16 protein-coding genes and 4 pseudogenes are annotated in these 26,478 nt (G+C 68.1%); 14 read left to right on the forward strand and 6 right to left on the reverse strand.

The genetic code is table 11. The features are described from left to right. Positions 1–230 precede the first annotated feature (230 nt). The 5 genes from MUG78_RS02445 (at position 231) to MUG78_RS02465 (ending at position 6,158) form a co-directional block, all read left to right on the forward strand. Positions 231–560: a protein kinase family protein gene (locus tag MUG78_RS02445; protein WP_246991858.1), complete on the forward strand. Its 330-nt coding sequence runs from the start codon at positions 231–233 to the stop codon at positions 558–560. Next, positions 491–2,629: a serine/threonine-protein kinase gene (locus MUG78_RS02450; RefSeq protein WP_246996760.1), complete on the forward strand. Its 2,139-nt coding sequence runs from the start codon at positions 491–493 to the stop codon at positions 2,627–2,629. Before MUG78_RS02445 ends, MUG78_RS02450 begins: the two co-directional genes overlap by 70 nt. A gap of 81 nt (positions 2,630–2,710) precedes the next feature. Further along, on the forward strand, positions 2,711–3,892 hold the full coding sequence (locus MUG78_RS02455) for a serine/threonine-protein kinase (protein ID WP_246991860.1): 1,182 nt from the start codon (positions 2,711–2,713) through the stop codon (positions 3,890–3,892). Positions 3,893–4,991: 1,099 nt separating this feature from the next. After that, entirely contained in the window at positions 4,992–5,552 is a 561-nt protein-coding gene (locus MUG78_RS02460) for a hypothetical protein (RefSeq protein ID WP_246991862.1), read from the forward strand. After that, the gene (locus tag MUG78_RS02465; protein WP_246991864.1) at positions 5,553–6,158 is read left to right on the forward strand and encodes a hypothetical protein; all 606 of its coding nucleotides are present in this window, start codon (positions 5,553–5,555) and stop codon (positions 6,156–6,158) included. On the opposite strand, the gene MUG78_RS18235 is transcribed toward MUG78_RS02465, so the two are convergent. From MUG78_RS18235 to MUG78_RS02485, 4 genes are all read right to left on the reverse strand, one after another. After that, the gene (locus tag MUG78_RS18235; protein WP_246991866.1) at positions 6,133–7,434 is read right to left on the reverse strand and encodes a helix-turn-helix domain-containing protein; all 1,302 of its coding nucleotides are present in this window, start codon (positions 7,432–7,434) and stop codon (positions 6,133–6,135) included. The genes MUG78_RS02465 and MUG78_RS18235 overlap by 26 nt on opposite strands. 212 nt (positions 7,435–7,646) lie before the next feature. Further along, positions 7,647–8,294, reverse strand: a complete 648-nt coding sequence (locus MUG78_RS02475; RefSeq protein ID WP_246991867.1) for a CE1759 family FMN reductase — start codon at positions 8,292–8,294, stop codon at positions 7,647–7,649. Continuing rightward, positions 8,291–9,385: an LLM class flavin-dependent oxidoreductase gene (locus MUG78_RS02480; protein ID WP_246991869.1), complete on the reverse strand. Its 1,095-nt coding sequence runs from the start codon at positions 9,383–9,385 to the stop codon at positions 8,291–8,293. Before MUG78_RS02480 ends, MUG78_RS02475 begins: the two co-directional genes overlap by 4 nt. 98 nt (positions 9,386–9,483) lie before the next feature. Continuing rightward, entirely contained in the window at positions 9,484–10,569 is a 1,086-nt protein-coding gene (locus MUG78_RS02485; RefSeq protein ID WP_246991871.1) for a tellurite resistance/C4-dicarboxylate transporter family protein, read from the reverse strand. Positions 10,570–10,646: 77 nt separating this feature from the next. Here MUG78_RS02485 and MUG78_RS02490 point away from each other — a divergent pair. The 9 genes and pseudogenes from MUG78_RS02490 to MUG78_RS02530 form a co-directional block, all read left to right on the forward strand. Continuing rightward, positions 10,647–11,474 (forward strand): annotated as a pseudogene (locus tag MUG78_RS02490) (molybdopterin-dependent oxidoreductase); the annotation flags it as partial. A 135-nt stretch (positions 11,475–11,609) separates the two neighbouring features. Then, positions 11,610–12,857, forward strand: a complete 1,248-nt coding sequence (locus tag MUG78_RS02495) for an IS256 family transposase (protein ID WP_246991873.1) — start codon at positions 11,610–11,612, stop codon at positions 12,855–12,857. A 51-nt stretch (positions 12,858–12,908) separates the two neighbouring features. Continuing rightward, positions 12,909–15,815, forward strand: a pseudogene (locus MUG78_RS02500) (nitrate reductase subunit alpha); the annotation flags it as partial. Beyond that, positions 15,815–17,476, forward strand: coding sequence for a nitrate reductase subunit beta (narH, locus tag MUG78_RS02505; RefSeq protein WP_246991875.1), 1,662 nt, complete (start codon positions 15,815–15,817; stop codon positions 17,474–17,476). The pseudogene MUG78_RS02500 and the gene narH, both read left to right, overlap by 1 nt. Further along, the gene (gene narJ, locus MUG78_RS02510) at positions 17,476–18,222 is read left to right on the forward strand and encodes a nitrate reductase molybdenum cofactor assembly chaperone (RefSeq protein WP_246991877.1); all 747 of its coding nucleotides are present in this window, start codon (positions 17,476–17,478) and stop codon (positions 18,220–18,222) included. The genes narH and narJ overlap by 1 nt, the downstream gene beginning before the upstream one ends. A 7-nt stretch (positions 18,223–18,229) precedes the next feature. Further along, entirely contained in the window at positions 18,230–18,982 is a 753-nt protein-coding gene (gene narI / locus MUG78_RS02515) for a respiratory nitrate reductase subunit gamma (protein ID WP_246991879.1), read from the forward strand. Continuing rightward, on the forward strand, positions 18,979–20,205 hold the full coding sequence (locus tag MUG78_RS02520) for an MFS transporter (RefSeq protein WP_246991881.1): 1,227 nt from the start codon (positions 18,979–18,981) through the stop codon (positions 20,203–20,205). Before narI ends, MUG78_RS02520 begins: the two co-directional genes overlap by 4 nt. Then, complete coding sequence (locus MUG78_RS02525; RefSeq protein ID WP_246991883.1) at positions 20,202–20,528, forward strand: cupin domain-containing protein; 327 nt, start codon at positions 20,202–20,204, stop codon at positions 20,526–20,528. The genes MUG78_RS02520 and MUG78_RS02525 overlap by 4 nt, the downstream gene beginning before the upstream one ends. 85 nt (positions 20,529–20,613) lie before the next feature. Then, positions 20,614–23,136: a hypothetical protein gene (locus MUG78_RS02530; protein ID WP_246991886.1), complete on the forward strand. Its 2,523-nt coding sequence runs from the start codon at positions 20,614–20,616 to the stop codon at positions 23,134–23,136. Between the two features lie 76 nt (positions 23,137–23,212). Here the strand turns inward: MUG78_RS02530 and MUG78_RS02535 are convergent. After that, positions 23,213–23,998: pseudogene (locus tag MUG78_RS02535) on the reverse strand (purine-cytosine permease family protein); the annotation flags it as partial. Positions 23,999–24,052: 54 nt separating this feature from the next. Further along, positions 24,053–26,370 (reverse strand): annotated as a pseudogene (gene ppsA / locus MUG78_RS02540) (phosphoenolpyruvate synthase). Positions 26,371–26,478 lie beyond the last annotated feature (108 nt).

Below are 26,478 nucleotides of genomic sequence, written 5' to 3' on the forward strand. Positions count from 1 at the left end.
GAAGTTGTGGCTCCCGGGGGCACAGTTCACCCGGGCAACCGTTCAAGTGTAGGTAATCGCAGGCCGGACCGGCAAATCGTGCCGCGAGCGCACGATGGAGCCGTTGTCCACGTCGCCGACTGCTACTTCACTGGATCCTGAGCACGAGCGGTGAGCGGCCACGAGGGAATAGGACTGCCGCGTACGACGCGCCCGGTACTCTGACGCGGCAACCATCAGGGGGAACACACGTGAGCACGCTTGAACCAGGGCAGATCTTCGCCGGCTACACCATCGAGTCACTCCTCGGCGCAGGCGGAATGGGCGAGGTCTACATCGCCCGCCACCCCCGACTCCCCCGCAGCGACGCCCTCAAAATCCTGTCCGCACCCCTCGCCGACGACGACGCCTTCCGCCGCCGCTTCGAACGCGAAGCCGACGTCGTCGCCGGCCTCTCCCACCCCACATCGTCAAAGTCCTCGACCGCGGCGAACACGACGGCCGCCTCTGGATCGCCTACGAACGCATCCACGGCACCGACCTCGCCGCCCACACCGGACACGGCCCCCTCGACCCCATGACGGTCGGTCGCACCATCACCGAGATCGCCTCGGCCCTCGACGAAGCCGCCACCCACGGCCTCGTCCACCGCGACGTGAAACCCGCCAACATCCTCATCGACCAACACGACCGCGCCCTCCTCACCGACTTCGGCATCGCCCACCTGACCGCCGAAGCCAACGAACTCACCGGCACCGGCATGACCATCGGCACCGTCACCTACGCCTCCCCAGAACAACTCCTCGGCCAGCCCGTCGACGCCCGCGCCGACCAATACTCCCTCGCCGCCACCGCCTACACGCTGCTCACCGGCACACCCCCATTCACCAGCACCAACGCGGCCTCGCTCATCATGGCCCACATCCAACAACCACCACCGCGCGCCAGCACCATCGCCCCCGCGCTCTCCCCCGACGTCGACACCGTCCTGGCCACCGCACTCGCCAAGAACCCCGCCGACCGCTACCCCGACAGCCGCACCTTCGCCACCGCCCTCACCGCAGCACTCAACACCACCCCACCCACCGATGTCGTCGCCGCGGCAACCGACCAGCCGACCACCACTACACCCGTCGACCAAGCCACCACACACTTGAACACCCCGGCTCCCGCGCCCGCCGCTTACGTCGCCACCCAAGCCGGACCAGGCGCCATCCCCGGACCACCCGGACCTGGCGGACCAGCCGGACCACCCGCTCCGCCGACCGCGCCGACGGCCAAGAAGTCCCGCAAACCGGCGATCATCATCGGCTCAGTCGTCGGCATCGCGATCCTCGTCTTCGGCCTCCTCGCCGCAATGCAACCCTGGAACTCCGATAACCCCGGCGCCACCCGCCCCGGCGTAACGGTCTCCCCAACGCCGCCGACCTCCCCGGAACTCGGCCACCCCGACATGGCGTCGCTGGCCACCAAACCCGAAGACCCCAAATGGGTCTTCGACGTTCCGGGCAAACTCACCGAACGTTCCTCGGTCACCCCGGCCGGCGGCAACGAGAAGCTGGTCATGATCTCCGTCAATCGGGACCGGACCAACACGCTGTACCTCCTCGACGCGGACACCGGGAAGGTCGTGCGCACGGTACCGGTCACCGGTATTGAGAACCCGTACGTCCACGACTGCAAGAACTTCACCGACCCGAACAAACTGATCTGCCCCATGGACACGAGGAACGCGTACGCGACGATCGACCTCGGGACCGGCGCGATCACCCCGGTGCCGGTCAGCGGTGACCCGAAAGTGGTTGTCTCCGGCAACACCGCACTGTTCCTCACCGAGAACAGCATCACGGCTATCAGCAACACCGGCCGAAGGCTCTGGGGCACTCCCCACTTCAACGAACTCGTTGAGCGGCTCCCCCAGGGCAGTCCGGTGGTCCCGGTCGCGACCGAAACGACATTGACCCTGCACGACGCCACCACGGGGAAGGCGGTCTACACCTACGACGCCATCAAAGCCCTCGGGCCCGGCCATACCTCGCGCGTGACGTGGCAGCCGTACGCCGACGGCTTCCTGATCGTCACACCGGGGGAATCGCTCAACGACAACCTCGTCGAGATCTACGACGCAGCCGGCACGAAGACCGCGACAGTCGAGAACGGTTGGCTACCCGTCGCGTACGACGCCGCCGAGGGTCACGCTGTCGTGTCCCCGCTACCCGTCCTGACCAACAAGCACACCAACCAGGTCGCCTCCGTCGACCCCGAGACCGGGCGGCCCGTCGTGACCGTCCAATTGCCGGCCGTCGCGACCGAGGTCCTCGGCGCGGTCGGCACCAAGGTGGCTGTCGAGTACGTGTCCGCAGAGCTCTCGCTCCCCGGCCAGACGAAGATGAGTCAGGTCTGGTTCGACGTGTACGACGGCGCGGGCGGCACCTTCACCACTCACTACCCTCCGCGCCTCCTCGGTACCGACGGGAAGCGATTGCTGATCGAGGAGTCAGACGACTTCAGCGTCTACGAGACCAACGACTACAGCCCCCTCGAGGCCGTGAACAGCCAGCCGTTGTGGGAAGTGAAATCCACCGGCTCCCAGGACGAACCGTTCGTCATCGGCGGCAAGCTCTACGTCGCGAACCGTCGCATGCTCTAGCTGTCGCCCCCGGGGGCGGAATAGGACTGTCGGGTACGGCGTGCCCGGTAGTCTGACGCGGCAACCATCAGGGGGACACACGTGAGCACGCTTGAACCGGGACAGATCTTCGCCGACTACACCATCGAGGAACTGCTCGACACCGACGACATGGGTGAGGTCTACGTCGCACATCATCCGGGCCTCGCCCGTAGCAACGCGCTCCGCGTCTTCGCCGCCGCACTCACCGACGACGACTCGTTCCGCACTCGCTTCGAACACGAAGTCGACGTCCTCGCAGGACTCTCGCACCCCGCTCTCGTGAAGGTCCTCGACCACGGCATCGACGACAGTCGCTACTGGATCGCCTACGAGCTGATCGGCGGCGAGAACCTCGGCGACCGCCTCGAGCAGGGCCCACTCGACCCGCAGGTCGTCGCACGGTACGTGGCGGAGATCGCGTCCGCCCTCGACACGTTGGCCGCGAGCGGCGTCGTACACCGCCAGGTGCAGCCGACGAATATCCTGATCGACCAGCACGACCGCGCCCGACTCACTGACTTCGGCCTCGACCGCCTATCCGGCGCCGCCGACGACGCGGGGCTGACCATCCGCACCGTCACCTACGCCGCTCCCGAACTGCTCCAGGGTTACACCCCCGATCCGCGCGCCGACCAGTACTCGCTGGCCGCGACGGCGTACGCGCTCCTCACCGGAGCTCCGCCGTTCGCCACCGGCAACGCGGTGTCGATCAGCATGGCCCACATCCTGCAGCCGGTCCCCGCTGCCAGCCGGCGCTCGCCGCACCTGCCGCCCGCAGTCGACGCCGTCCTCGCAGCGGCGATGGCCAAGAACCCCACCGACCGCTTCCCCACCAGCCGATCCTTCGCCGACGCCCTCACCGCAGCGCTCGGCGCCGCGCCGCCCCGACCAACCGGCCGTCGCCACTGCGGCCCCGATCGCGCCCGACTCCCCCGTCGCACCGACGCGGGCCCCCGCGAAGAGGTCGCGCACGCCGCTCCTGGTCGCCGTCGCACTGATCGGAGCACTGATTCTGGTCGTCGGTCTCGTCGTGGCCTTCCAACCGTGGAAGAGCGACGGCGGCAGCGAACGCACCAGCGAGAACACCGCAGCAGGCATCGAGGTCGCCGCCGATGCGGCCGATCTCAAGCGCACACCGGTGACCCCCGAGCTGCCGTCCTTCCCGACCGCACCGACCGACCCGAAGTGGGTGTTCGTCGCACCCCAATACGCCGGCTTCGAGCAGGCCGTCGGCGGCAATGAGCGGATCGTCCTGATCTCCGGCGACGACAAGACGTACATCGTCGACGCCGAATCCGGCACCAGGCTGAGGACCATCGTCATACCCGAACGGGACCGGGCCTTCCGCGACTGCCGCGGTTTCCGGAATCCGAACAAACTGTTCTGCACGTTGGACAACGACAGCGCGGCGGTGCTTGATGTCGCGACCGGCGCTGTCACCGACCTTCCGGACCCGGCGTCCCGCACTGAAGTCAGCTATTCCGTCACCGGCGATACCGTCGTGGCGGTCACGAAGACTCGGGTCACCGCCTACGACGACACCGGCCGCACCGCATGGAGCGCACCCGGCGGCTTCAACTCGGTCCTCGATTTTCCGGACGGCACACCCGCAATCCCCTCGATCTCCGGCACCGTCTTCACGCTGCGCGACGTCGCCACCGGCCGGATCATCTATACCTACGACGCGGGGAAGACCAGGTACCCCGAGCAATCCGTGAACATCGAATGGACACCGTTCGCGAGCGGTTTCTCCGTCGTCGTCGATAACGAGGTGCCATCCGATGCCCACGTCGATTTTTATGACAGCGCCGGCAAGAAGACGTCCTCCGCCGCACCGGGTTGGCTGCCTGCCGAATACGGTCCGTCTCCTGCCTTGACCCGCCTCCTGCGCATGGGCACCGTGACGCCGCTTCCACTGCTCACCAACGACGACACCAAACAGGTCGCCTCGTTCGATCCGGCCACCGGAAAGCCCGTTGTCACTGCTCAGCTGGACACCGAGCCGGGCGTGATCATGGCTGCGGTCAGCACCACCGTCGTTGTCTCCCACAGGCCCCCACCTCCCGGGTCGAGCCCCTCCGCGAGCGCCAACGACCTGGTGTGGTTCGACGTCTACGACGGCTCCGGGGGCAGCTTCAACCAGGATTTCCCGAACTATCTCGGTACCGACGGCGAACGGATGCTGCTCGGCGTCGATCGCGACCGGACCACCGATCTGGTCGCCTACGGCGCTGACGACACCGACCCGCTCTGGCGGATGCCACTCGAATCGTCCATCGGCCTGCGCGTCATCGGCGGCAAGGTCTACGACGGCAAGCGGCGCCTGCTCTAGGCTCCTGACGTGACCACCAGTCCGCCGTATCCGGCGCCGTACCCGCCCGGCCCGCCACCGCTCCCGCCCCGAGGCAACGGCTATCGCACCACCACGCTCCTCGCGCTGGCCGCGGCGGTGATCGCCGGGATCGTCGCGCTGGCGCTGTTCTTCACGATGCCGAGCTCGGACGGCTCCTCGCAGGCCGACGGCCCCATCGCGCCCGACCCCGCCCTCGTGAAGCGCGCCACCGAGATCGTCTGCCTGCCCTTCACCCTCAGCGCGGCGACGTTCGACGCCGACTTCCAGCGCGCCGAAGCCGTGCTGACCGGAGCCGCGAAGCGGCTGTATTCGAGCCAGCGCGATGGGTTCGAGTCGCTTGCGAAAGACAATTCCGGCATCACCTTCGGCTGCTCGGTCACCGCCCTCGGCGTCATCAGCGCAGGCGACGAGAAAGCCGACCTGGTAGCCACGCTCCGAAGCACAACTCAGGGTCCCGGTACGCCAACCACCATCAACCGGAAGTTCGAAATGGTCAACCAGAACGGCCAATGGCTGATCAGCGAGATGACGATTGCGGGGGTGAACTGAATGACCGACTTCCCACCTCCGAGCAACAGCCCCGACGGCATGCCGACGGTCTTCCCACCGCCACCTGGTTTCGGCACCGACCCGCATCGGGGTCCGGGCGGGTGGCGGATCGCCGCACCGCTCGCGGTGCTCGCCGCGATCGCCGTCATCGTCGTCGCCGCGCTGATCGGCACCGGTGTCATCGGCGGGGCAGCCGAAGCCGACGACACGCGCCCCGGGCGAGCGGCCACTCAGAAGGCGGTCGACGAGGTGATGACACGCGCGCAGAACATCATCTGCCAGCCCCTGACCTTCGGCTACACCACGTACGACGCCGACATGGACGCCGCAGCACGGGTCCTCACCGGCGCGGCGAAAGCCGAGTTCGACAAGGAGCGCGAGACCACCGCCCGCACCGTCCGGCAGAGCAAGGCGAGCGGATCCTGCAAGGTCGACGACGCCGGCCTGATCAGCCTCGACGGCGACACCGCCGAGATCCTCGGTGCGCTGACCGTCACCACCGACAGCCTCCTCGGCGGCGACGACACGAAGCGCGTCGCCGGCCGCTACACGCTCGTCAAAGCCGACGATGAGTGGCTCATCAGCGAGATGACGATCCTCCAGTAGCTACGGGCACAGCGGCGACGCCGGCGGTGACCGCCTCCAGCGCGAGGGTCAGTTCCACCAGTTCGCGCGGGCGGTCCAGGTGCAGACCGGTGAGCCGTTCCAAGCGGCGCAACCGGTTCAGGACCGTGTTGTGGTGGCAGAACAGCACTTTGCCTGCGCGAGCCGCCGATCCGTCGGCGTCGAGCCACGCGCGGAACGTGTCCAGCAGCACGGCGCGTTCCCCGGCGTCGAGCTCGAGCACCGGTCCCAGAATGTTCGCGGCGAGCACGGCGCTCAGATCGGGTCGCGCCACCAGCAGTGCCATCGAGAGCCGGTCGGTCAGCAGCACCGGGCCGTCGGCTGCCCCGGCGGCGCGCAGCGCGAGTTCGGCGAGTTGGTTGGCCCGCCCCACGTTGATCAGGCCGTCGACCGCCGGGCTGATGCCCGCGAGCGTTCCGGGGTACGACGACGCCAACGCCACCCGCACCTCGGTCGGTGTCCGGTCGCCGAGCAGCACCAGCAACGACAGCCCGGACCGCTGCGGACACCAGTAGAGCGTCATGCCGTCGAGCTCGTCGCGCACCGGGCGGCCGCTCCCGACCGCCTCGTCGGGGACGCGCACCACCGCGTACCGCCCGTCGGTCGGCAGATCCAGGGCGATCGCCGCGCTCACCACGTCCACCGGGTCGGCGTGGCCGCGCAGGAAGGCACGCAGCATAGGCAGCAGTTTGCGTTCGGCGTCGGCGGCGGCGCCCGTGGACGCCAACCGGTACGACTCGATCATCAGCTTGGTGTCGCGTTCGCAGAAGCTCCAGAACCCGCCGGCACTGCGTGCCAGTTCCAACGCGTCGTCGGGGTCGTGCGCGGTGGCGGCCTCCACCAGCTCCCGCCACAGCTCGGCGGCCCAGATCCGGTAGCAGTCGCGCAACGCCAGCAGCGGCACGCCCTGCCGAGCACGGAGCTGCCCCAGGTTCCAGGCGTATTCGGCCGAGTCGAGGACGCGCTCCGGGTTGGCCAGCGACCCCACGGACGACTCCAGCGCCGAGTACAGCAGCGCTCCGAGTTCCGGCGGGCCGCTGATCCGGTCTCCGTAGTGGGGTACTTCGGCGCGGATCCGCGCGACCACCGTCTCGGCGATCGACGTCGCCCGCCCTTCCAGGAGGCGTGCGGCCTGCACGATCGTCGGCGACAGCCCGGGCGTGGCCGCACCCGCCGCCGCGACTTTGGCCGTGACGTCGCGGGACAGCCGGAGCTCAGCCGGCGATCGGTCGCTGCGTCGTGCCGTCGTAGTTTTCACGCGATCGGACCCCTCGGTCTCCACAAGACGACGTTGCCGCCAGGGTACGTCCGGCGAATCATCGTGCAGGACGGCTGCGCACCGAACCTGGTGGGCCCCGCCGACCTACCGTACGACCCCCGTGCGATGCACCTGGTCAGCCAGCCCCTGGATCCGACGGCGCACCTCGGTCCGGCCCCGGCGCACCGGCTCCCTCCCCACCCCGGACCGCGCTAGTTCCCGCTGAGCAGGCGGGCGAAGGTCGCCATTCCGGCGGCTTCGGCGCTCGACGGACCGGCCGCAGCCGACACCGTCGAGATGCTCGCCGCCGGTCGTTCGCGTTCGCCGAGCAGCGCGGCCAACTGCCCCGCGGCTCGGTCGATCCGGCCGGCCAGCGTGGTGGCGTCACCGCTCCCGCCGGCCCAGTCCTCACTGGCGGCGTACACCCCGGTCGGCACCACGACGGTCCGCAGAAAACCGAACAGCGGCCGCAGCGCGTGGTCGAGGACCATCGAATGCCGCGGGCTGCCGCCGGTGGCGGCGATCAGCACCGGCTTGCCGTTCATCGCGTCGACGTCGACGAGGTCGAAGAAGGCCTTGAACAGCCCCGAATACGACGCGTTGAACACCGGACTGGCGACGATCAGCGCATCCGCCTCCTGGACCTGCGCGATCGCGGGGCCCGCGGCGCCGGTGGCGAAACCGGCGGCCATCGACGCACCGACATCGGCGGCGACGTCGCGCAGGTCGATCACGCTCCACTCCGCGCCGAAGGTGGGCAGCGCGGCGAGGGTGGCCTCCCCGAGCCGGTCGACCAACATGCGGGTCGACGACGGCTCGCACAGTCCGGCGTTGACGGCGACGATCTTGAGCGCGCTCACACCAGCACCTCCTTCTTCGAGTCCTGCGCCTTCGCGACGAGCGAGGCGTGGGTCGGTGCGTCCGGCACGTGCGCCGGACGGTTCTCGGCGAAGCCGGCCCGCAGCTCGGGCAGCACCTCGCCCAGCTCGTCGAGCTGCTCGAGGACGATCTTGAGCGGCAAGCCGGCATGGTCGACGAGGAACAGCTGGCGCTGGTAGTCGCCGAAGCTCTCCCGGAAGCTCAACGTCTTGTCGACGAACTCGGCCGGGCTGCCGACGGTCAGCGGAGTCTCCCGGCTGAAGTCCTCCAACGACGGTCCGTTCCCGTAGACCGGCGCCTTGTCGAAGTACGGGCGGAACTCGTTGACCGCGTCCTGGGAGTTCTTCCGGATGAAGAACTGTCCGCCCAAGCCGACGATGGCCTCGTCGGCGGCGCCGTGGCCGTAGTGCTCGTACCGCTCGCGGTAGAAGCCGATCAACCGCTGGAAGTGGCCCTTGGGCCAGAAGATGTTGTTCGCGAAGAAGCCGTCGCCGTAGTACGCGGCCTGCTCGGCGATCTCCGGGCTGCGGATGGAGCCGTGCCAGACGAACGGCGCGACGTCGTCGAGCGGCCGCGGAGTGGAGGTAAACGACTGCAGCGGGGTGCGGAACTTGCCCTCCCAGTTCACCACGTCCTCGGTCCACAGCTTGTGCAGCAGCGCGTAGTTCTCGATGGCCAGCGGGATGCCCTGGCGGATGTCCTGACCGAACCACGGGTACACCGGGCCGGTGTTGCCGCGGCCCAGCATCAGATCGACGCGGCCGTCGGCGAGATGCTGCAGCATGGCGAAATCCTCGGCGATCTTCACCGGGTCGTTGGTGGTGATCAGCGTGGTGGCCGTGGAGAGCTGCAGCTTCTCGGTCTGCGCGGCGATGTAGGCCAGCGTGGTGGTGGGCGACGACGAGAAGAACGGCGGGTTGTGGTGCTCGCCGAGCGCGAAGACGTCGAGGCCGATGTCCTCCGCCTTGCGGGCGATCGCGACGGTCGCCTTGATCCGCTCGTGTTCGCTGGGCGTCACGCCGGTGGTCGGGTCGGTGGTGATGTCGCTGACGCTGAAGAGTCCGAATTGCATTGCCGCGCCTTCCGGTCGTGGGGTCCGTTGTCACCCAGCACAACCGGACCTTGGTCCGGATAATTCCCGGCGCTGCGCGCGGCAAGCGGAGTGGCGAGCTATCGCACGAACTCGCCCGGCCCCACCCGCTGCGTCCGATCGGATTCGCCGGAGCGGGAGCTGTCCCGCACCGCGACGGCGGCGAGCGCCACCACCCCGAGCCAGACGGCGAAGGCCACCCACGCCTCCCAGGTGCCGATGTCGACGAGCCAGTCGATGGCGCGCATCTGCCCCAGCTGTCGCGTGGACTCCCCGTACATGCCGATGGGGAACACCATGGACCAGAGTGCGGCGCGGTAGCCGCGGATCGCGCCCGGACGACGCCGCTGCCACAGCGTCAACGCGATGGTCGGCACCAGCATCCACGTGACGAACGCCCACAGCGCCATCGCCACCCCGCCGATCAGCACGTCCGGCACCACCGGTTGATCGGCCCGCACACCGAGCACCTCGGCGGCGCCCAGAATGCTGATCGCACCCGAGCCCAGGAACACCCAGTACGGCGACACCTCGTCGGTGGGTGCGACGCCCACCAGCAGCAGCCGCGCCGACACCAGCGCCGCCACGATGATCAGCTGCAGCACGCCCAGGCCCCACGCGAGGGCGGCCAGCGTGGCGCCCAGGTCCGAGTCGGCGGCCGCCGACCACGACCCCAACGACACCGCGAGCGCCTGCGTGGAGACCACCACCAGGAACCAGGTGCCGTCCATCTGCTTCAGCCCCGGACCGGAGTCGGCGGGGCCGCGACCACTCGCGGCCACCACCACTGCCGCGAAGATCCCGTACTGCAGCACCCCCCAGGCGACGGCCGAGACCACGATGAGCACCAGGGCCGCGGTGTCCCAGTGCAGTGGCACCATCCGCGCCGCCAACACGCCACCGGCGGCGATGACGGCCAGTGTGCGCGCGGCCCGCGACGCGTTCTCCTCGCGCACCGGACGCAGCCCGGCGAGAAAGCCGGCGAGCGCTCCGGCCACCAGCACGGCGTACCCGGCCAGCGCGATCGCGAAGACGATCTCCGACAGCACCACGGCACCGGTGTTGAGCAACGCCGTCGACACGATGCCGGTGGCCATCACGAAGGTGAAGTGCTCCAACCGAAGGCGCTGCCACCGGCTCGGCATGGACCCGCTTCGTTCAGCCATCGCGGCCTCCGCTTTCGTCGGTCAGCGTTTCGTTTAAATGAACCCTGTTGCCTTCAATCGGGCATAGGGTCACAGACATGGCTGGCACACCGCGAACTCAGGGCGACGCCGCCCAAGCACTGCTCGACGTCGGGCGCTTCTTCACCCGGTGGGACGAGTCCGACGACAAGCGCGCGGTCTTCCGCGAAGGCGGCCGCGCCGGCGACGTCTTCTACCGGGACCGCTGGAGTCACGACAAGATCGTCCGCTCCACGCACGGTGTCAACTGCACCGGCTCCTGCTCGTGGAAGGTGTATGTCAAGGACGGCATCATCACCTGGGAGACGCAGGAGACCGACTACCCGACGGCCGGCCCGGACCGCCCCGAGTACGAGCCGCGCGGCTGCCCCCGCGGCGCCGCCTTCTCCTGGTACACCTACTCCCCCACGCGCGTGCGACACCCGTACGCCCGCGGCGTCCTGGTGGAGATGTACCGCCAGGCCAAGGCCAAGCTCGGCGACCCGGTGCTCGCGTGGGCCGACGTGACCGGCGACCCCGTCCGCCGTCGCGCCTACCAGCAGGCCCGCGGCAAGGGCGGCCTGGTGCGTGTCACCTGGGACGAGGCCATCGAGATCGCCGCCGCCGCGCACGTGCACACCATCAAGACTTACGGCCCCGACCGGTGCGCCGGCTTCTCGCCGATTCCGGCGATGTCCCAGGTGAGCCACTGCGTCGGCACCCGGTTCATTCAGCTGATCGGCGGCGTGATGACGTCGTTCTACGACTGGTACGCCGACCTGCCGGTGGCCAGCCCGCAGGTCTTCGGCGATCAGACCGACGTCCCCGAGTCCGGCGACTGGTGGGACGCCACCTACCTGATGATGTGGGGCTCGAACGTGCCGGTGACCCGCACCCCGGACGCCCACTAGTAGTGCCCCATAGAGTGGTGTAGCCCGGTGACCGGGACCATGACGAGCAGCGTGTCGTTGCTCGGAGCGGGAGCGGTCACCGTGTGATCCTTCGAGGAATCTCCTACAACCCACTCGAACGGAGTCATCACGATGACCGCACCACACATTGTCGACCCTTCGGGCTTGCTGAGCCAAGCCCTGAGCGATGCGTCGCCGGACTTGATGCGCGAACTGCTGCAAGCTGTGATCAACGCCCTGCTCTCCGCTGATGCCGACGCGGTATGCGGCGCTGAATGGGGGCAGCGATCAGCTGAGCGCACCAACCAGCGCAACGGATACCGGCACCGCGCCCTCGATACTCGGGTCGGAACGATCGATGTCGCTGTCCCCAAACTGCGGCAGGGCACGTATTTCCCGGAATGGCTGCTCGAGCGGCGCAAACGCTCCGAAGCAGCGTTGATCACCGTGGTCGCTGACTGCTACCTCGCCGGGGTGTCCAGCCGCCGCATGGACAAGCTTGTCAAGACACTGGGGATCAACTCGCTGTCGAAGTCCCAGGTCTCGCGGATGGCCGCTGATCTCGATGAGCACGTCGAGCAGTTCCGGCACCGCCCCTTGAGTGAAGCGGGCCCGTTCACGTTCGTCGCCGCGGACGCGTTGACGATGAAGGTCCGTGAAGGTGGTCGCGTGGTCAACGCGGTCGTGCTGGTCGCGACCGGGGTCAACGCCGACGGGCGCCGAGAGGTCTTGGGCCTGCAGGTAGCCACCGCGGAAACCACAGTGGCGTGGAACAGCTTCTTTGCCGACCTGGTCGCCCGCGGCCTGACCGGAGTCCGGCTGGTAACCAGCGATGCTCATGCCGGCCTCGTCGAAGCGATCGCAGCGAACCTGCCCGGGGCAGCATGGCAACGCTGCCGCACCCACTACGCGGCGAACCTGATGAGCGTCACCCCGAAAAGTCTGTGGCCGGCAGTCAAAGCGATGCTGCACTCGGTATACGACCAGCCCGACGCCGCCTCGGTCAACGCCCAGTTCGACCGACTGCTCGACTACGTCGACACCAAACTGCCTGACGCGCACGATCACCTCGACACCGCTCGGGCCGACATCCTGGCCTTCACCGGTTTCCCCGAAGGACTCTGGCAGCAGATCTGGTCTAACAACCCCAACGAACGCCTCAACCGGGAGATCCGACGCCGCACCGACAGCGTTGGGATCTTTCCCAACCGTGACGCGATCGTCCGTCTGGTCGGCGCAGTCCTGGCCGAACAGACCGACGAATGGGCAGAAGGCCGCCGCTACCTCGGCCTGGACATCCTCGCCAAAAGCCGACTCACCCCCGTCCCCGCCACCGGAATCGAGGTAAACGCCGACACCACCCACGAACTCAGCGCTTAACCAGCACCAACGAAGGATCGCAGCGCTACACCACTACTCGGGACTTGACCCGCCCACTGGATGGCCGAGGTGCGCTACCGCGGCACCAAGGTGGTCGGGGTGGCCCCGGACTACGCCGACAACATCAAGTTCGCCGACGAATGGGTGCCCGCGCAGGCCGGCACCGACGCCGCGCTCGCCATGGCGATGGGTCACGTGATCCTGAAAGAGTTCTACGTCGATCACACCACCGACTTCTTCACCGAGTTCAGCGGCAAGTACACCGACCTGCCGTTCCTCATCGAGCTCGACGAGTTCGACGCCGACGGCACCACCACCCTGGTGCCCGGCAAGTTCCTCACCGCCGAAGCCCTCACCGGCGGCACCGCCACCGCGCCCGAGGAGGAGTGGAAGACCGTCCTGATCGACGACGCCACCGGCGAACCGGTGGTCCCCAAGGGCTCCATTGGTTTCCGCTACTCCGACTCCGGCGAAGGCGACTGGAACCTGGACCTCGAGGGCGTCACTCCGCGCCTGAGCCTGTACGGCACCGACGGCGCCGAACCGGTCGCCGTGAGCCTGCCCGCGTTCGAAGCCCCCGACGGTAGCGGCTCGGTGATGTCCCGCGGCGTTCCGGCCCGTCGCATCGCCGGCCGCCTGGTGACCACCGTGTTCGACCTGATGCTGGCCCAGTACGGCGTCGGCCGCGACGGTCTGCCCGGACAGTGGGCCACCGGGTACGACGACCCGAACACCCCGTACACCCCGGCCTGGCAGGCCGCGATCACCAGCGTTCCCGCCGAGCAGGCCATCCGCATCGCCCGCGAGTTCGCGGTCAACGCCCGTGAGTCCGGCGGCCGGTCGATGATCATCATGGGTGCCGGCATCTGCCAGTGGTTCCACGGTGACGCCACCTACCGCGCCATCCTGGCCATGCTCACCCTCACCGGCAGCATGGGCCGCAACGGCGGCGGCTGGGCGCACTACGTCGGCCAGGAGAAGTGCCGGCCGATCACCGGCTGGATCTCGCTGGCCAACGCGCTCGACTGGTCGCGGCCGCCGCGCACCCAACCGGGCACGTCGTACTGGTACATGCACACCGATCAGTGGCGCAACGACGGCTACTCCACCACCGCCCTCACCTCGCCGCTCTCGCGCGGCACCCTCGATCACGCGCACACCGCCGACGCGGTCGCGCAGTCGGCGGCGATGGGCTGGATGCCGTTCTACCCGCAGTTCAGCACCAACCCGCTGCAGGTGGCCGACGACGCGAACGCCGCCGTGGCCGCGGGCACCGCGGACACTCCGGCGGCCTACGTCGCGAAGGCGCTCTGCGACGGCGACCTCACCCCCGCGATCGCCGACGTCGACGCCCCGGAGAACTGGCCGCGCACCCTGGTGCTGTGGCGGTCCAACCTGCTGGGCAGTTCGGCCAAGGGCGACGAGTACTTCCTGCGCCACCTCCTCGGCACCCATCACAACGTGCTCGGCACGGAGAACCCGAACACGCCGCGTCCGGCCGAGGTGCGCTGGCACGATCAGGCGCCCGAGGGCAAGCTCGACCTGCTGCTGTCGGCGGACTTCCGCATGACGTCGACCACCCTGCTCAGCGACATCGTGCTCCCGGCCGCCACATGGTACGAGAAGCACGACCTGAGCTCCACGGACATGCACCCGTTCGTCCACGCCTTCACCCCGGCCATCGACCCGCCGTGGGAGGCCAAGAGCGACTTCGACCTGTTCCACCTGCTCGCCCAGGAGCTGTCCCGCCAGGCCGAGAAGCATCTCGGCGTGGTGCACGACCTGGTGAGCGTCCCGGTGCAGCACGACACCCCCGGCGAGATGGCGCAGGCCCACGGCCGCGTGATCGACTGGCGCGAGACCGGCAACCCGGGGATCCCGGGCAAGAACATGCCGATGTTCAGCGTGGTGGAGCGCGACTACACGGCCATCGCCGACAAGCTGGCCTCCGTCGGCCCGCTCGCGGACACGATGGGCTTCACCGTCAAGAACGTCACCTTCGACATCGCCTCGCAGATCCCGAAGCTGGCCGCCACCAACGGCGTGATGCTCTCGGCGAACGGCAGCGTGTCTGACGGCCGTCCGGCCATCGACACCGACGCCAAGATGGCCGAAGCCATCCTGATGTTCTCCGGCACCACCAACGGCGAGCTCGCCGTCGACGGTTTCGAGAAGCTGCAGAAGCGGGTCGGCAAGAAGCTGGTGGATCTGGCGGCCGGCGCCGAGGAGAAGCGGATCTCGTTCGCCGACACCCAGAAGCAGCCGGTCCCGGTGATCACCTCGCCGGAGTGGTCGGGCAGTGAGACCGGCGGTCGACGGTACGCACCGTTCACCGTCAACATCGAACGCGACAAGCCTTTCCACACCCTCACCGGTCGCATGCACTACTACCTCGACCACGACTGGATGCTCGACATCGGCGAGGCCCTCCCGCTCTACCGTCCACCGCTGGACATGCACCGATTGTTCGGGGAACCCAAGCTCGGGCCGACGGGTGAGAAGGAGATCACCGTCCGCTACCTGACCCCGCACAACAAGTGGTCGATCCACTCGGAGTACCAGGACAACCTGTTCATGCTGTCGCTCTCGCGCGGCGGGCCCACCGCCTGGCTGTCACCGGAGGACGCGGCGTCGATCGACGTGGCCGACAACGACTGGATCGAATGCGTCAACACCAACGGCGTCTTCGTGGCCCGCGCCGTGGTGAGTCACCGCATTCCGGTCGGCGTCACCTACGTGCACCACGCGCAGGAACGCACCATCGACGTCCCGAAGTCGGAGGCCACCGGCCGCCGCGGCGGCATCCACAACTCGGTGACCCGCCTGCTGGTGAAACCGTCGCACCTCATCGGCGGCTACGCCCAGCTGTCCTACGCGTTCAACTACCTCGGGCCCACCGGGAATCAACGCGACAACGTCTCCACTATCCGCAAGCGCAGCCAGGAGGTGACCTACTGATGCGAGTGATGGCTCAGGTCGGGATGGTGATGAATCTCGACAAATGCATCGGCTGCCACACCTGTTCGGTGACCTGCAAGCAGGCGTGGACCAACCGAGCCGGCACCGAGTACGTGTGGTTCAACAACGTCGAGACCCGCCCGGGCCTCGGCTATCCCCGCACCTACGAGGACCAGGAACGCTGGAAGGGCGGCTGGGAACTCAACCGCAAGGGCGATCTGCGCCTGCGCACCGGCGGCCGCCTGCAGAAACTGTTCACCATCTTCCACAGCCCCGTGCAGCCCACGCTCGACGACTACTACGAGCCGTGGACCTACGACTACGAGACACTGGTCAGCGCGCCGCTCGGCGACGACTTCCCGGTGGCCCGCCCCAAGTCGCTGATCACCGGCGAGGACATGAAGGTGTCGTGGTCGGCCAACTGGGACGACAACCTCGGCGGCACCACGTCGTTCGGTCACCTCGACCCGATCGTCGCGAAGATCCGCAAGGAGTCCGAGGACAAGATCAAGTTCTCGTTCGAGCAGACGTTCATGTTCTACCTGCCGCGCATCTGCGAGCACTGCCTCAACCCGTCGTGCATGGCATCGTGCCCGTCGGGCGCCATCTACAAGCGCGAAGAAGACGGCATCGTGCTGGTGGATCAGGACCGCTGCCGCGGCTGGCGTCAGTGCATCACCGGCTGCCCGTACAAGAAGATCTACTTCAACCACCGCTCGGGCAAGGCCGAGAAATGTACGTTCTGCTATCCGCGCATCGAGGTCGGTCAGCCCACCGTCTGCTCGGAGACGTGCGTGGGCCGGCTGCGCTACATCGGCCTGTTCTTGTACGACGCCGACGCCGTGACCGCCGCCGCGTCCACCCCCGATGAGAAGGACCTGTACGAGGCGCAGCTCGATCTGCTGCTCGATCCCTTCGACCCGGAGGTCATCGCCGCCGCCCGCGCCGAGGGTATCCCGGACGACTGGTTGGACGCCGCCCAGCGCTCGCCGGTGTACGCGCTGGCCAAGAAGTACCGCGTCGCGCTGCCCCTGCATCCGGAGTACCGCACCATGCCGATGGTCTGGTACGTCCCGCCGCTGTCGCCGATCGTCGATCTGCTGACCGAGCAGGGCCACGACGGCGAAGGCCACGAGACCCTGTTCGGCGCCATCGAAGCGCTGCGCATCCCGATCGAGTACCTGGCCGAACTGTTCTCCGCGGGTGACGTGAGCGTGGTCGACGGCGTGCTGCGCAAGCTGGCGGCCATGCGGTCGTACATGCGTGACGTCTCCCTCGGCCGCGAACCGAATCCGCTGATCCCCGCCTCGGTCGGCATGGACGAGTCGACGATGTACGAGATGTACCGCCTGATGGCGATCGCCAAGTACGAGGACCGGTACGTCATCCCCACCGCGCACCACGAGCAGGCGCACAATCTGGAGGAGATGGGCTGCTCCCTCGACTTCGACGACGGCCCCGGCATGTACGAGTCCGGCGCCTTCGGCGAGGCCAGCGGGCGCCCCACCCCGGTGTCGGTGGAGACCTTCCAGGCGCTCAAGCAGCGGCAGACCAGCGACCGCCCGGCCGGTGAGCACTCACTGAAGGGCCGGGTGAACCTACTCAACTGGGATGGCAACGGCACGCCGCCGGGCATGTTCCCGGACAGCAGGGACCGCTGATGCGCAACCGGTTGACCGCCACCCGCCGTCGGGTCGGACGCAAGCGCGACGATCACCGGATCGTCTACCAGGGTGCGTCGTGGTGCTTGAGCTATCCGGACGACGACCTGCTGGGCCGGCTGCCGATGCTGGCCGCGGCACTCGACGAGCAGCCCGACTCGGCGGCCGTGCGGACGCTGCGCGGCGTCGTCGAACATCTGGCGGCCGCCGATCCGGCGACGGCCAGGCAGAACTACGTGGACGTCTTCGACATGACGCGGCGGCACACGCTGTATCTGACGTACTGGACCGACGGGGACACGCGACGCCGCGGCACCTCGCTCGGCGCCTTCAAGCAGCGCTACCGCGACTCCGGCTTCCTCGTGGACACCCACGGCGAGCTCCCCGACTACCTGCCGATGGTGCTCGAGTTCGCCGCCCGCGTCGACGCCGAGGGCGGCCACACCCTGCTCGTGGAGAACCGTCCGGCCCTCGAACTGATTCGGATCGCGCTCGACGAGCGTGACTCCCCGTACGCCGACGTATTGGCCGCCGTCTGCGCGACCCTGCCCGGCGCGTCCCCCGCCGACAAGGCCACCGCGCTCGCGATGGCCGCGGCCGGCCCGGCCGTCGAAGCCGTCGGCCTCGACTCCTCGGGCCCCGCCATGAGCGGTCCGCCGCCGAGCGGCCCGGGCGGGCGCAAGCTACTACCGCTGTACACGAGCAACGACGACTCCGCCGATCGACTCGGCCCGATCAGATGGTGAGCTGGCGATGAACATCTTCCTCTGGGGCGTCCTCCCCTACGTGGCTCTGATCTCGGTGGTGGGCGGCACCATCTGGCGCTACCGCTATGACAAGTTCGGGTGGACCACCCGCTCGTCGGAGCTGTACGAATCCAAGCTGCTGCGCATCGGGTCACCGCTGTTCCATTACGGCATCCTGGCGGTGATCGCGGGGCACGCGATCGGCCTGGTGATCCCGGAGTCGTGGACCAACGCGATCGGGCTCAGCGAGGACGCGTACCACTGGATCGCCGCGGTCGGCGGCATCATCGCCGCGATCGCCACCCTGGTGGGCGTCGCGATCCTGATCTATCGTCGTCGTGCCACCGGCCCGGTCTTCGCCGCCACCACCGCCAACGACAAGCTGATGTATCTGGTGCTGGTGTCCGCGCTGGTCGCCGGCACCTACATCACCGTCATCGGCATGATCGATCCGCACGGCGCAGGCGTGAACTACCGCGAGACCGTCTCCCCGTGGTTCCGCTCCATCTGGATCCTGCAACCCGACATCCACGCGATGGAAGCGGCCCCGCTGCGCTTCCACGTCCACGTCGTCATCGGCATGCTGATGTTCATCCTGGTGCCGTTTACTCGGCTGGTGCACATCTTCACCGCACCGCTGCACTATCTGTTCCGCCCGTACATCGTGTACCGCAGCCGCGATGCACGCTCCGCACCCGGCTCGCAGGAGCTGCCGTCGGCGTGGGCGCCGGTGGGTACCGAGGATCGTGACCGACGATGACCACCAGCACCGCCGACGCCCCGGTGTATTCACCGGCCCTGCAGACCCGCAACCTGATCCTGGCCACGCTGGCCTTCGCCATCACCTTCTGGGCGTGGAACCTCATCGCTCCGCTCGGCGTCTTCTACGCGAGCCCCGGCGAGATGGATCTGGGCTCCACCCAGAAGTCCATCCTGATCGCCGTCCCGATCCTGGTCGGCTCGCTGGGCCGCATCATCGTCGGCGTGCTCACCCCGAAGTACGGCGGCCGGGTGATGTTCACCCTGCTGCTGGTGCTGTCGGCCCCGTTCGTGATCCTGGTGGCCGTCGCAGGCTCCTTGAAGTCGTACCCGTTCATGATCGTGGTGGGCTTCTTCCTGGGCATCGCCGGTACCAGCTTCGCGGCCGGCATTCCGTTCGTGAACAACTGGTACGAGGTGCACCGGCGCGGTTTCGCCACCGGTGTCTTCGGTGCCGGCATGGGCGGCACCGCCCTGTCGGCCTTCTTCACGCCCCGGTTCAAGGAATGGTTCGGCTACTTCCCCACGCACATCATCATGGCCGTGGCGCTGCTGGTGGTCGCGGTGATCTGCTGGCTGTGGATGCGCGACTCCCCGACGTGGGAGCCGGCCACCGACAAGGCGGTCCCCAAGCTGGTCGACGCCCTCAAGCTGCCGATCACCTGGCAGATGTCCTTCCTGTACGCGGCGGCCTTCGGCGGCTTCGTCGCCTTCTCCACCTACCTGCCGACCTACCTGAACGACGTCTACGAGATGACCGACCTCAAGTCGGCCGGTGCGCGCACCGCGGGCTTCGCGATCGCGGCGGTCGTCGCCCGCCCGATCGGTGGCATCCTGTCGGACAAGTTCGGTCCCCGACTGATCACCGCGATCTCCTGCGGCGGCGCGGCACTGCTGGCCGTGTGGATGATCTTCAAGCCGTCCCTGCCCTGGTGGGCCGGTGCCGACTTCCTGCTGATGGCCGTGATGATGGGCATGGGCGCGGGCGCCGTGTTCGCCTGGGTGGCCATCGCCTCCCCGGCGGCCCGCGTGGGCGCGGTGACCGGCATCGTCGGTGCGGCCGGCGGCCTCGGCGGGTTCTTCCCACCGCTGGTGATGGGCGCGACGTACGACGCCGAGGCGCACTCGTACACCATCGGCCTGGGTCTGCTGGTGGCGTTCGCCGCCGTCGCCTGCCTGTTCACGATCTTCGGTATCGCGCGCACGGAAAGCGAGAAGAAATGACCACCGTCAACCTGAACACCCTGGCCGACGAACTGCTGGCCCACGCGGCACAGGCTCGGGCCGGCCGCGCCTCGGAGACGGTGCGCGGACACGGCGACCGACTCCGCGAGACGGTGATCGCGCTGCTCGCCGGTCAGGCACTGCACGACCACGAGTCGCCCGGCGAGGCCACCCTCCAGGTGCTGCGCGGCGAGGTTCGTCTCACCGTGCCCGACGGCGGCAGCCAAGCGTTGACCGCGGGCGACCGCACGGACATCCCGCCGGTGCGACACGGTCTCAGCGCCGACACCGACGCCGTCGTGCTCCTCACCGTCGCCTTGTAATCACGCGCCCCACCGCTACCAGCCGGTTCGCCTCCGTTCGCGCTTCCTCGGGTAGATCATCGAGGTAGCGCGAACGGAGGTTGCCATGTCCGACGATGCCGTCCCGACGCCCACGGCCTCCACCGGTCGCGGACTACCGCGGATCCTCGAGATCCGCACGCACGGGGTCAGTGGCACGCCGCCCGAGCAGATCCTGGCCCGCCCCACCGCTGCCGCCAACACCGGCGCGATCCACGCCGTTCCGGATTCCACTGCGCCCGACCGCGGCTTCACGCATCTCGTGGATCTTCAGGGCAATCCGGTCACCGAGCCGGGCAACCCGGACCATCACGTCTGGGCGTATTCCTGGGGCAGCATGACGTCCGGTGGTTGGAAGAAGGCGCTGTGGGCGCTCCTCATCCCGTTCGCCCTGATCAACATGGCGTACGCCATGCTCCCCGATTCCAGCGGCGCGATCGCGGCCCGCTTCACGCGCGCCTCCATGCATCTGCTGGGTCTGGCCCTGACGGTGCTCTTCACAATGCAGGTCTCGATGCTGGTCCTCGACCTGGTGGCGTATCAGTGCTTGGGCAGTGCCACCGACGGCTTAGGGTGCCTGGGCAAAGTTCCCGGGCACGGTCTGCTCGCCAGTGAGCCGGACAGGCTGGCTGTCGCCGGAACTGTTCTTCTCATCGCACTGATGGCCCTGATAACTACGATCACCCGGTTCACCGAGGTCGACGAAGTCGGACCCGCGGACACTGAACTGGCAGCAGCCGCAGGGGGCGGTCCAGAAGCGGAGACCACCCTGGAATCGCAGGATTTCCACGACGGCAGTCCCCTCGCTTCGGGGCTGCGCGCTGTCCACGGCATCGCCGCGCCCACCACGCTGGTCCTGGTCATGACGCTGGCGAATCCCGACGGCGAGGCCGGATACTGGTGGCTGATTCCGCTCGGCGTGCTGATCGCACTGGCGGTGATGCTCGCCGGCACCGATCTGCGCGACCTGGCTGCGTTCACTCGCAGCGCCAGGTTGCCGCCACAGTGCCAAGCCTTCATCCGGGCAGTCGCCCGAACTACCGGTCTCATCGCGTACCTCGTGGCCGCAGGCATGGGTTTCTGGTATCTGCCGGACCGACTTGCGGATAACCCCGGCAGCGGGTCGCTGTACAGCACATCCAGACCCATCGAGATCACACTTGTGATCTGCCTCTGCCTGTCGGGAAGCCTGCTACTCGCCTCGTTGGTGGTGGTGTGCAGGAGTAAGTTCGCTTCCTGGGCCGGCTTCCCGGACCGCTACCGGCCATGGCTGCATGGCCTCGGGGCCTGGGTGGTCAGTGGACTCGGCATTGCGTTCGGTGCAGGTTTCGGTGCCGGTGCGGCACACGGTTTCGAACTCCTTGCCGCCCGGAAGTGGACCACAGCACCGAGCGACGTCGCACTCGAAATGCCCTGGAGCTATTCCGCAATCAGCCTGATGTGGGGTCTGATCGCACTCCTGCTCCTCGTCGTCGGCGCCCTCGTCCTCGTCGTGACCCTCTTCTGCTTCGCCTTCCGCAGCTTCATCGGTTGGGTCATCGTTCCGCTCCCAAACCAATCGGAGTATCCCGACACGTGGCAACGGTCACTGTCTGGGATGGACTCCACCACGCCTGCACCGGGGTCAGTGCGGCGCGCCTGGGGACTGGCTGCCAACCACGATCGCCTGCCGGCTGTCCTCTTCGTGTTACTGATGGCGATCTTCTCAGCTCTCATCGCCGCGATCTGGCTTCTCCGGGCGGACTACATCGCCAACTCCGTCATGACGTGGATCCAACTGCTGGGCACCGTCCTCCTCATCCTGTTCGTTGGCGGGATCGGATGGGCCATTCAACGCTCGATCCGCAGTCCGGATGTCGGCCGTAAGTTCGGCGTGCTGTGGGATGTCGCGTCCTTCTGGCCGCGCGAAGGACATCCGGTGGTTCCGCAGTCGTACGCGACCGTCGTCATCCACGACATCGTGACCCGGGTCGAGCACGAGCAGAAGGCCGACCCGACGCGGAAGATCGTCCTCTGCGGGCACAGCCAGGGGTCGCTCATCATGTACGCAGCCGCCTTACGACTGTTGCGACGCCAAGTGTCCACGCCACAGAACCTCAGCCTGCTGACCTACGGCTCGCAATTGCGCTGGATCTACGGGCGTGCCTTCCCCGCGCACCTCAATTTCCATTCCAACTGTCACCTCTTCAAGGACCTCGACGGCCGATGGATCAATCTGATCCGCCCCACCGACCCGGTCGGCGGCAGTGTCCTCTCCTGGAATGTGCGGCTACCCGGAGCCGACCAGAACCCGCAGGGGAGCGTCGCCGGCTTCCAGGGGAATGCCCTCGCCGTGACGGGACTGAACAGGTTTTCCTGGGCCACGCGGACCAGCGGGATCACGGACGAGGACCAATCCCGGATCCGGTACCTGGAAATAGGCAACGAGCGCTGGCTGCCCGACCCGCCGCCGGTCGTCGAGTACGCCTTCAGCCGCGGCCACAGCAACTACGTGCGCGACCCCGCGTGGCCCCGGTTCGTCCAGGAACTCGTCGGCCAACCCGACGCCCCCGGCCCCGTCCCCGCTGCGGAAACAGACGGAGCGGACTGACCTGACCTCACCGGCCGCAAGGGCGCCGCCACCTGCCGAAGCAGGTGCCGGCGCCCTGGTCGTCGGCGGGCCGGTCCTACCTGATCGGAGGATCGGCGGGCAGGATGTGTTCGCCGGTGCGGTCACAGGCCAGCGCGAGCGAAGAGATGTACTGCTTCTCCCCGTCCGGTCCGGGCACCGCCGAGGCGAGCATGTCGGGGCGCTCGAACTCGGTCTGCGTCACGCAGCACCACAGCTTCGCGTCGCTGGGATTGCCGTCGTCGTCGAACATCGGCAGATCGATGCCGTCGTCGCTGCGACGCAGGTAGTACCGGCCCTGGGTGACGATCGCGAGGATCGGCGGCAGGACGAGGGCCAGAACCGCCGCGAACAACGGGGAGATCGGTGCGACATCGGCGCCGAAGACCCCGAAGAAGACCATGATCGACACGCCCGCGGCGACGATCACCGACACGAAGCCGACCGGATTGACCGCGTACAGCATGCCGCGGCGGAACTCCGGGTGCATCGGGCTGAGCTTCAGCAGGTACTTGTTCACCACGATGTCGGTGGCCACCACGACGATCCACGCGATACCGCAGTTGGCGTAGAAGTTCAGCAGCTCGGACAGGAAGCTGAACATGTTCGCTTCCATCAGCACCAGCGCGATCACCAGGTTCACCACCACGAACACCAGGCGGCCGGGGTAGCGGCCGGTGACCCGGGTGAACGAGTTGGTCCACGCCAACGAGCCGGAGTAGGCGTTGGTGACGTTGATCTTGATCTGCGAGATGACCACCAGGATCACCGCGAGCGTCATCGCCAGCCAGGCCAGCATGAACTCCTCGTAGATCATCACGAACTGGTGCACCGGCCGGCAGGCGGCTCGGGTCGCGCATGCCGAGTATCGGAGGCTCCGCCGGCCTCGACGAACTCGTCAGACCCGTCGCCGAGCCGCCTCCAGAATGACCGCCCGCTCGGCCACCGCCACGTTGTGCCGCGTGGCCACGGCGGCGTCCGGGGTCACCGAAACCGACGTGATCCCCTGTCGCACGAGATGTTCGGCGAGTTCGGGATACAGCGACACCGCCTGCCCGCACAACGAGGTGGTGAGCCCGGCCGCCGAGGCCCGCGCGATGATCTGGTCGATCGCATCGAGCACTGCCGGGTCGCGGGTGTCGAACAGGTCCTTGCAGACTTCGGAGTCGCGGTCGACGCCGAGGATCAGCTGCGTCAAGTCGTTGCTGCCGATGGAGACGCCGTCGATGCCGAGCGCAGCGTACTCCGGCAACCAATAGACCACCGAGGGGACCTCCGCCATGATCCACCGCTTGAGTCCGGTGTCCCGGCCCAGCGGATGCGCGTCGAGCAGCGAAAGGCATTCCGCTAGTTCCCATTTGGTTCGCACGAACGGAATCATCAGGTGCACGTTGGTATGCCGCGCGCGCACCGCGGCGATCACGTCGAGGTCGAGGCGGAACAACTCCGGTTCGCGGACATACCGGTAGCACCCCCGGTAGCCGATCATCGGGTTGTCCTCGTCCGGTTCCACGTCGCCGCCGTCGAGCGCGGCGAACTCGTTGGAGCGCAAGTCGATGGCCCGATAGACCACGGGGCGATCACCGAACGCGGCCGCGATCGTCGACACCCGGCCGCCATCTTCTCCACATACTCCGCGCGCCGTCCCTCCGCGAGCAGCTTGGCCGGGTGCAACCCGTCGAGCGCCTCGGTGATCATGAACTCGGCCCGCAACAGACCCACACCGTCGACGTCCATGGCGGCCACCTCCTCCGCGGTATCCGGGGTCGCCAGATTGACGTAGACGCGGGTCGCCGTGACTTCCCGCGTCGGCGCGGCGGCCACCGGTTCAGCGGACGGCAGCGGCCGTACCTCGCCGGGTGCCGGGGCACCCGCCGAGATCGTGCCCGCGCTGCCGTCCACCGTAACGAGGGCACCCTCGACGAGGGTGCCGGTGGCTCCACGCGCCCCGACGACCACCGGTTTGCCGAGTTCGCGTCCGACGATCGCCGCGTGGCAGGTGATTCCGCCGCCGTCGGTCACGATCGCCGACGCACGCCGCAGCACCGGCAGCCAGTCGGGTCGGGTCATCGGGGCGACGAGGACGTCGCCGTCGTTCAGGCTGCCCGCGTCGGCGACCTCGCGCATGATCCGCACGCGTCCGCTCGCCACGCCGGGGCTGGCACCCAGGCCGCTGACCAGCAGCTCGCCCGCACCGCTGGGACCGGAGTCCGCGCCGGCGCCGCCCTGCGCCAGCGTCGTGATCGGCCGTGACTGCACGATGTACAGGTCCGGGTCGCTGCCGTTCGCGGATGGGCAGAAGGAGAACTCCATGTCCTGCGGCACGCCGTAGTGCTTCTCGGCGTCCACACCGAGCGCGGCCACTGCCAACACCTGGCGATCGGTGAGCACGCGCCGTCCGCGGTCGGACTCGGGGATCTGTTCGGGCACCTCGTCGGCGCTCTCGCCGGCGACGAGCTGGAACGCCTGCGCCCCGACGTGTGCGCTGAGCACCGCGCGCGGCTCCGTCTTGCTCACCATGTACGTGTCCGGCTCCACCTGACCGCCGACCACCACTTCGCCGAGGCCGCGGGCCGCCTCGATCATGATGCGGTCGGGATCCCCGGTGAGCGGGTCGACGGTGAACATCACGCCCGCACTCACCGAATCGACCATCAGTTGCACCACTACCGCGACCGACGGCTCCTCCTCGACGTTCTGCACCTTGCGGTAGGTCAGGGCGCGCGCCGACCACAGCGACATCCAGCACCGCACGATCGCCTCGAGCAGCTGAGCGGGGCCCGCGACGTCGGTGAAGCTGTCGTGGATCCCGGCGAAGGACGTGTCCGCCGCATCCTCGGCCGGCGCCGACGAGCGCACAGCGACGCGTCGATCATCGCCCAGCCTCCGATAGGCCTCGGTGATCGAACCGGCGATCGCGTCCGGGATCGCCGCCTTCGACACGCGCGTCCGCACGTCCTCGGCGAAGGCGAGCAGTTCCTGTTCGGTCACTCCGGTCGGGGGCAGCGCCCGCGCAGCGAGTTCGGTGCGCAGGCCCGCCGCGTCCATCGCCGCCAGGTACGCCTCTTTGGTGACGACGAAGCCGCCCGGCACCGGAAATCCGCCACCGATCAGTTCCCCCAGATTGGCGCCCTTGCCGCCGACCGACGGCGCATCGTTCAGCGTGAGACCAGCCAACGGTCGGACCCATTCCTGTGTCTCCGCCTCACCCGCCATTGTGTGGCCCCTCACATTTTCCGATCGTGTGCCTTCCACGATACGAAGCGCTGCCGACACCGGCATGAGCCATTGGTCCCGGGATTCCCGGGATCGGGTCGCCCCGCC

It is taken from the genome of Gordonia alkaliphila (genome assembly GCF_023017165.1).
In the GTDB taxonomy this organism is placed as follows: Bacteria; Actinomycetota; Actinomycetes; order Mycobacteriales; family Mycobacteriaceae; genus Gordonia; species Gordonia alkaliphila.